A 7,493-nucleotide genomic window follows, 5' to 3' on the forward strand; every position below is an offset into this window, starting at 1 on the left:
ATTCTTCGTGCTGCCCCGACCTGGAGAAAGACGCATGCCTGCCCTCACCCGCACCACCCGCCCCGCCCGCCGGGGCCGACAGTCCGCCGCGGGCCTCCTCGCCCTCGCGGTCCCTCTCGCGCTGGCGGGCTGCGCGTCCGCGGACCCGGCCGACGGTGCCGGGTCGGCGGGGTCCTCCGACCAGCCCTCCAGCGCCGAGACCGCCCAGGCCACCGAGGCCGCCGCCGCGACCGCACGCGTCGCGCTCACCTACGACGGCGGCGTCGTCGTCCTCGACGCCCAGACGCTGGAGCAGGTCGCCGACCTGCCGCTCGAGGGCTTCACCCGCCTCAACCCCGCAGGCGACGGCCGCCACCTGCTGGCGTCCACCACCGGCGGGTTCCGCGCCCTGGACCTCGGCGCATGGGCGGAGGCGCACGGCGACCACCACCACTACTGGACGTCCGAGCCACGCCTCACCGACGTCACCTACGCCGCCGAGGAGCCCGGTCACGTCGTCGTGCACGGCGGCCGCACGGTCCTGTTCGACGACGGGACCGGCCAGGTCCGCGTGCTCGACTCCGCCCACGTGGCCGAGGGCGAGGCTCCCGCCCGAGAGCTCACGACGCCGTCGGCGCACCACGGCGTCGCGGTCGAGCTCGGGGACGACTCGCTCCTCGTCACCGAGGGCACCGAGGAGTCGCGCTCAGGAGTGCGCGTCCTGGACGCCGACGACCAGGAGATCGCGGCGAGCGACGACTGCCCGGGCGTGCACGGCGAGGCGGTCGCGGCCGACGAGGCCGTCGTCGTGGGCTGCGAGGACGGCGTCCTCGTCTACGCGGACGGCAAGCTCACCAAGGTGCAGGCGCCCGACGCCTACGGTCGCATCGGCAACCAGGCCGGCTCCGAGGAGTCGCCCGTCGTGCTCGGCGACTACAAGACGGACCCCGACGCCGAGCTGGAGCGGCCCACGCGCGTCTCGCTCGTCGACACGCGCAGCGGGGACCTGTCGCTGGTCGACCTGCCCTCGAGCTACACGTTCCGGTCCCTGGCCCGCGGTGCCGACGGCGAGGCGCTCGTGCTGGGCACCGACGGTTCCCTGCACGTCATCGACCCGGAGAGCGGGAAGCTCACGACCTCGATCCCGGTGATCGACGCCTGGGAGGAGCCGGTCGAGTGGCAGGAGCCGCGCCCCGCGGTGCTCGCGCTGGACGGGTCCGTGTACGTCACCGACCCGGCGACGAAGTCCGTGCACGCGGTGGACGTGGAGTCCGGCGAGGTCTGGAAGTCCGTCCAGCTGGACGTCGCGCCGAACGAGATCTCCGGGGTCTCGGGCGACGTGGAGGCGAGCGGCACCGACGAGCACGACCACGAGGCGCACGACGACGAGGCGCACGACCACGAGGCGCACGACCACGAGTGACGACCGCGCCGCCCGGGCCGTCCCGGGCGGCGTCGGTAGACTCCCGGCGATGCCCTCCGATCTCCCTGTCGAGCGTGGCGCGGTCCGCGTCGTCACCGACTCGACCGCCTGCCTGCCCGCCACGGACGACGGCGCGCTCGCGCCCGTCGTCGTCCCGCTGCTCGTCGTGGCGGGGGACGAGTCGTGGCGCGAGGGCGTCGACGTCACGCCCGAGGAGGTGGCCGCGCGCATCGCCGCCGGCGAGCGGCTGAGCACCTCGCAGCCCACGCCGGCCGAGTTCGCCGGCGTCTACCGCGACCTCGCCGCCGACGGCGCGCGGGCGGTCGTCGGCGTCCACCTGTCGGGGGCGCTGTCCGGCACCGTCGAGGTCGCGGCGGGCGCCGGGCAGCGCGCCATGATCCCGGTGCAGGCGGTCGACTCCCGGACGGTCGCGATGGCCCTCGGGTTCGCGGCGCTGGAGGCGGCACGGTGCGCCGCCGAGGGGCACGACGCCGCGACGGTCGCCGCTCGCGCGCGGCAGGTCGCGGAGTCGAGCACGACCGTGTTCCTCGTCGACTCGCTCGACCACCTGCGCCGCGGCGGGCGGCTGTCCGCCCCGGCGGCCGCGCTCGGAACGGCCCTCGGCGTGCGGCCCATCCTCGGCATGCGCGACGGCGTGATCGAGATGACGCAGCGCGTCCGGACGCGTCGCGCGGCGACCGACCGGCTGGTGGAGGTGGCGGTGCGGCGCGCCGAGACGTGCGAGAGACCGGGCGTGGCCGTGCACCACCTGGGCGTGCCCGAGCGGGCCGGCGAGCTCGCGGCGCGGCTGGCCGCGGAGACCGGGGCCGAGCCGGTCGTGACGCCGGTGAGCGCGGTGCTCGGCGCCCACGTCGGGACGGGCGCTCTCGCCGTCGTCGTCGCCGAGCTGGGCGGACGCCCCCGCGGCGCCGTGCGCTGAGGAGGCTGCCCCCAGGCGCGTGCCGTCCACAGGCCACCGCTGGCGGCGGCCGCCGGGGAGGCCGGTGACCCTAGCGTCGCGGCGTGACCACCACGCTGCCCCACGACCACGGCGGAACCGACGCCCCGCCACCGGCCGCCGTCTCGCCGCCTGACACCGCGCCGCCCCTCACTCGTGCTCCGGGGGAGGGCGACGACTGGCGGGGCGCCTCCGAGCGGGGGCCGGACCGGGCTCTCGACGAGGCCGCCGCACGGCTGCGTGCCTGGCACGCCCTGCGCGAGGACGCCGGCGGGGACAGTGGTCACGACCGTGGTCACGATCCTGGCCACGATGCGTGGGCCGGCCCCGTCGGCGAGCCTCCGGTCGGCCCGGCGCCGTGGGGCGCGACGGGCGACGAGGACGAGCTCGTCGACCGCCTGCGCGCCCGCCGGTCGGCGCGGCACGTCGCCGCCGCGTACACGGCGGCGCACGGGCACCCCGTCGACGGGCACGACGACGGCGGTGGTCCGCGCCGCTGGTCGATCGGGCTGCGTGCGGCCGTCGTGGCCTCCGTCGCCGTCCTGCTCGTGGCCGTCGTCGTCGCGGTGGTCGCGACCGCACGGCCCGACGACGTCATCACCCTCGCCGACGCGAGCTCGCCGTCCGGCGCCTCCGCCGGACCGCCGCAGCCGTCCGCCGGCCCGACCGCCGGGACCGACGGGGCCGACGGGGCAGCAGGCGCGACAGCCGGCACGGCCGGGTCGGGTGACCTCGACGGGGGAGGCGCGCCCGCGACTCCCGAGACGCCGGCGCCGGGCACCGTGGTCGTCCACGTCGTGGGCGAGGTGCGCGAGCCCGGCCTGGTCACGGTCCCCGCCGGCGCCCGGGTGGCGGACGCCGTGGCAGCCGCCGGTGGCACGACCCGCCGCGCCGACGCCGCCGCGCTGAACCTGGCGCGGGCCGTCGTCGACGGCGAGCAGATCCGCGTGCCGAGACCGGGGGAACAGGTCGCGTCGGCAGACGGCGCGCCCGACGGGGCCGGCGAGGACGGGACCGGAGGCGGGGCCGACGCGTCGGCGGGCGGTGCCGTGAACCTCAACTCCGCGGGAGCGGCGGACCTCGAGGAGCTGCCCGGCATCGGACCCGCGCTGGCGGAGCGGATCGTCACGTGGCGCGACGAGAACGGGCCGTTCACCAGCGTCGACGAGCTCGACGAGGTGTCCGGGATCGGGCCGTCCGTCCTCGGACAGGTCCGCGACCTGGTCACGCTGTGACGCCGCTCGTCCGGTCGGACGCCCCCGGCGGGTCTGTCGACGCGGTGCCGGGATCGGTCCCGGCGACCGGACCGGCCGCGCGACGGACCCTGGCGTCGCCGCCGACGCGGCGTGTCGACCTGCGCCTCGCGCCGGCCGCCCTGGTGTCGTGGGCCGCCGCCTGGGCGCTCACGGGGCCGATGCTGGGCTGGGCCCGGACGGTGGCCGTCGGTGCGGCCCTCGCCGCTGTCGTCGCAGGGGTCGCTGTCGTCGCGGCGCGTCCCGCCCGGTGGGCGCCGTCGGACCGGTGGCGGTCGCAGGGCACCCGCGGGAGCGAGGCGGCGCCCACGGGGGCGGACCGGCGCCGGCAGGGCGGTGCGCGGTCCGCCGGTCTGCACGTCGTCGTCGCGCTGGCCTGCCTCGCTGCCGTGTCGCTCGGGGCGCACGCCCAGGTGGCACGGCAGGCGCCCCTGCGGTCGCTGGTCGGGCAGGGCGCGCACGCCGAGCTGGTCGGTCGCGTCGTGTCGGAGCCGAGGCCCGCCGTGTTCGGCGACGGCGAGCGCTGGCAGGTGGCCGTGCGGCAGGTGACGGCGCGCGGGATCGTGTCGTCCACCGCGGGGCTCGTCGAGGTCACCGCGGACAGAGCGGCCCCACGCTACGGGGCGTCCGTCGCCGTCTCCGGGGTGCTGCGCCCCGTCGACGCGGGTGACGGCCCGCTCGCCCGGCTCACGGCGGCGGGGCCGGTGGCCGAGCGTGCGCCGCCGACGGCCCTGCTGCGGGCGACGCACACGATGCGGTCGGCGCTGCTGGACGTCACCGACCCCCTGTCCGCCCAGGCCCGTGGCCTGGTGCCGGGCGTCGCCGTCGGCGACACGAGCCGCGTGCCCGACGTCGTCGACGAGGCGATGCGGGTCACGAGCCTCACCCACGTCACCGCGGTCTCCGGGGGGCACTTCGCGATCGTGGTCGCCGCGCTCACCGCCTTGTGCGCGCTGGCGCGGGCCCCGCGCGCCGTGCGCGTCGGCGTCGTCGCGGTCGCCGCGACGGCGTTCGTCCTGCTCGTCCGGCCCGAGCCCAGCGTGCTCCGGGCCGCGTGGACGTGCGCCGCCGCGCTCCTCGCGCTCGCACTGGGGCGGCCGTCCTCGGGCGCGCCGGCCCTCGCCGCGGCGGCGACCGTGCTGCTCGTCGTCGACCCGTGGCTCGCGCGGTCCTACGGGTTCGTCCTGTCCTGCGCGGCGACGGCCGGCCTCGTGCTCCTGGCGGGACCGCTCGCCCGCCGGCTCGCGCCGTGGACCGGCCGTGCGCGCGCGGTGGCGCGCGCGGGCCCGTGGGCCGCCCCGGCCGCGTGCGGGCCGGTGCTGCTCCTCCTCGACCCGCATGTGCCGCTGATGTCCGTGCCGGCGAACCTGCTCGCGACCCCCGCGCTGGTGCCGGCCACCGTGCTCGGGCTCGTGGCCACGTCGGCCGCCCCGTGGGCGCCGGGGGTCGCACTGCCCGTCGCGTGGCTGGCGGGCCTGTCGACGGGGTGGATCGCGGGCGTGGCCCAGACCTTCGCCGCCGTGCCGGGCGCGCGCCTGCCCTGGCCCGCCGGGCCGCTCGGGGTGGCGGCGCTGACGCTGCTCACGGTCGCGGTCCTCGCGCTCGTGCTGCGTCGGCCGCCCGGCGAGGGCTGGCGGCGCGAGTGGCGGGAGGCAGCGCCGCGCGCCGTGCGCCGGGTGCGGCGGCGGGTCAGGCGGGCGGCGGTACGGCACGGGCGCGCGCGGACGGCTACGGTCGCCGGGCTGGCCGGCGCCGCGCTGCTCGCGGCCCTCGTGGTCGCGGTGCCCCGGCTCGCCGGCGCCGGTCATGCCGTGCCGGACGACTGGCAGGTGGCCGCCTGCGACGTCGGACAGGGCGACTCGCTCGCGGTGCGCACCGGCCCGACCTCGGCGGTGGTGGTGGACGTCGGCCCCGACGGCGAGGCGGCCGGTCGGTGCCTCGACCGGCTCGGCGTCTCGACCGTGGACCTGCTCGTGCTCAGCCACTTCCACGCCGACCACGTGGGCGGGCTCGCCGCCGTGCTGCGCGGCCGCGCGGTCACGGCCGCGCTCGTCTCGCCGCTGGACGCGCCGGAGGGCCAGGCGTCCGCCGTGCGGTCCAGCCTCGGGGCGGCCGGCGTGCCGGTCCGTGCGGCGGCCGTCGGCGACGGCGGGACGGCGGGCTCGGCGACATGGCGGGTGCTGGCGGCGTCGGGCGGGCCCCGCGCCGAGGGCTCCCACGCCGCCGGCTCGGGCGGCGGGGACGAGGGCGACGGCGTGAACGACGCCAGCGTGGCCCTCGAGCTGCGCACGGCAGGCGGGCTCGACGTCGTCGTGCTCGGCGACCTGGAGGAGGGCGCGCAGGACTCCCTCGCCGCCGACCTCGCCGCGACCGGGAGCGCGGCCGACGTCGACGTGGTGAAGATGGCCCACCACGGGTCGCGCTCGCAGTCCGCTGCGCTCGCGGGGCACCTGTCGCCGCGCGTCACGCTGGTGAGCGTCGGCGCCGACAACACCTACGGGCACCCGACCGACGACGCGCTCGCGCTCTACGCGTCCGTGGGGTCCGCGCTGGTGCGGACCGACGAGTGCGGCACCGCGGCGCTCGTCGTCCGAGGGCAGGAGATCGGTCTGGCGTGCGGCTGACGGGGCCACCGTGGACCGACCGGGTACGGCACGGGGCATGGACGGGAGGTGATGCAGGGGTGAGCAGGGGAGTCGGCGGTTCGTGGCAGGCTGGGGGCGTGCCCGCAGCCTCCACGTCCCGACAGTCCCGTCCCGCCCGCAAGGGGAGGTCGTCGGCGAACAGCCGGTCGTGGGACGACCCCACGCTGGCGCCGGTCCTCCTGGTGCGCGGGCCGGAGGGGCTGCTCGCCGAACGGGCGGTGGACGGCGTCGTCGGCCTGGCGCGCGAGCGCGACGCCACCACCGAGAAGGCCGAGCTCGACGGCGGCACGTACGCCGCCGGCCAGCTGTCCGTCGCGGCGAGCCCGTCGCTGTTCGGCGAGCCGAGCGTCGTCGTCGTGCGGGGTGCCGAGGCGGCCACCGAGGACCTCGTCGCGGACGTGGTCGCGTACGTCGCGGCGCCCGACCCGGAGACGGTCGTCGTGGTGGTGCACGGGGGTGGGCAGCGGGGCAAGAAGATGCTCGACGCGATCGTCGCCAGCGGCGCCCCCGTCCTCGAGTGCGAGCCGATCTCCAAGGACGCCGACAAGGTCCAGTTCGTGACGGCCGAGTTCCGCGCCGCACGCCGCCGGGCGGACGCCGCGGCGGTCCGGGCGCTCGTCGACGCGCTGGGCACGGACCTGCGCGAGCTCGCGTCCGCCTGCTCGCAGCTCGTCGCGGACACGACCGGCACCATCAGCGAGGCCGTCGTCGACCGGTACTACGGCGGCCGGGTCGAGGCGACGGGGTTCAAGGTCGCGGACGCCGCGGTCGCGGGGGACACGGGAGGAGCGGTCGCCCTCCTGCGCCACGCCCTGGCGACGGGCGCCGACCCGGTGCCGATCGTGGCGGCCCTCGCGCTGCGCCTGCGCACCCTGGCGCGGGTCGCGGCCATCCGCGGCGGCGCGGCCACCGCGCGGCAGCTGGGGTTGCAGGACTGGCAGGTGCGCAACGCCCAGCGGGACCTCACCCGCTGGACCCCCGAGGGGCTCGCGACCGCCATCGGCGCCGTCGCCCAGGCCGATGCCGACGTCAAGGGCGGCGGCCGCGACCCGGTCTACGCCGTCGAGAAGGCCGTGCTGACGATCGCCCGCTCCCGCCGCGGCTGACTTCGCCCCGCTGCGAGCGGGCGATCAGCCCCGGTTCTCGTGCGAGGCGGAGCTCGTCTCCCGCTCACCCCGCCCGCAGGTCCGCCGCAGGGCCGCGGGACGCGCGAAGGGCGCCGCACCCGGTGGGTG

General features: G+C 78.2%; 5 protein-coding genes. All 5 read left to right on the forward strand.

What is annotated here, in order from left to right; all coding sequences use genetic code 11:
- Positions 1–34 precede the first annotated feature (34 nt).
- The 5 genes from aztD (at position 35) to holA (ending at position 7,364) form a co-directional block, all read left to right on the forward strand.
- Positions 35–1,402 (forward strand): zinc metallochaperone AztD, encoded by a 1,368-nt coding sequence (aztD, locus tag ACFWEK_RS16345; RefSeq protein ID WP_430554716.1) that lies wholly within the window; start codon positions 35–37, stop codon positions 1,400–1,402.
- A gap of 49 nt (positions 1,403–1,451) precedes the next feature.
- Positions 1,452–2,342, forward strand: coding sequence for a DegV family protein (locus ACFWEK_RS16350; RefSeq protein ID WP_430554713.1), 891 nt, complete (start codon positions 1,452–1,454; stop codon positions 2,340–2,342).
- An 83-nt stretch (positions 2,343–2,425) separates the two neighbouring features.
- Positions 2,426–3,595: a ComEA family DNA-binding protein gene (locus tag ACFWEK_RS16355; protein WP_430554714.1), complete on the forward strand. Its 1,170-nt coding sequence runs from the start codon at positions 2,426–2,428 to the stop codon at positions 3,593–3,595.
- Complete coding sequence (locus tag ACFWEK_RS16360; protein ID WP_430554715.1) at positions 3,592–6,237, forward strand: ComEC/Rec2 family competence protein; 2,646 nt, start codon at positions 3,592–3,594, stop codon at positions 6,235–6,237. Before ACFWEK_RS16355 ends, ACFWEK_RS16360 begins: the two co-directional genes overlap by 4 nt.
- A 98-nt stretch (positions 6,238–6,335) precedes the next feature.
- Positions 6,336–7,364, forward strand: coding sequence for a DNA polymerase III subunit delta (gene holA / locus ACFWEK_RS16365; protein ID WP_430547986.1), 1,029 nt, complete (start codon positions 6,336–6,338; stop codon positions 7,362–7,364).
- Positions 7,365–7,493: the final 129 nt, after the last annotated feature.

It is taken from the genome of Isoptericola sp. NPDC060257 (assembly GCF_042726645.1).
Lineage (GTDB): Bacteria > Actinomycetota > Actinomycetes > Actinomycetales > Cellulomonadaceae > Isoptericola > Isoptericola nanjingensis.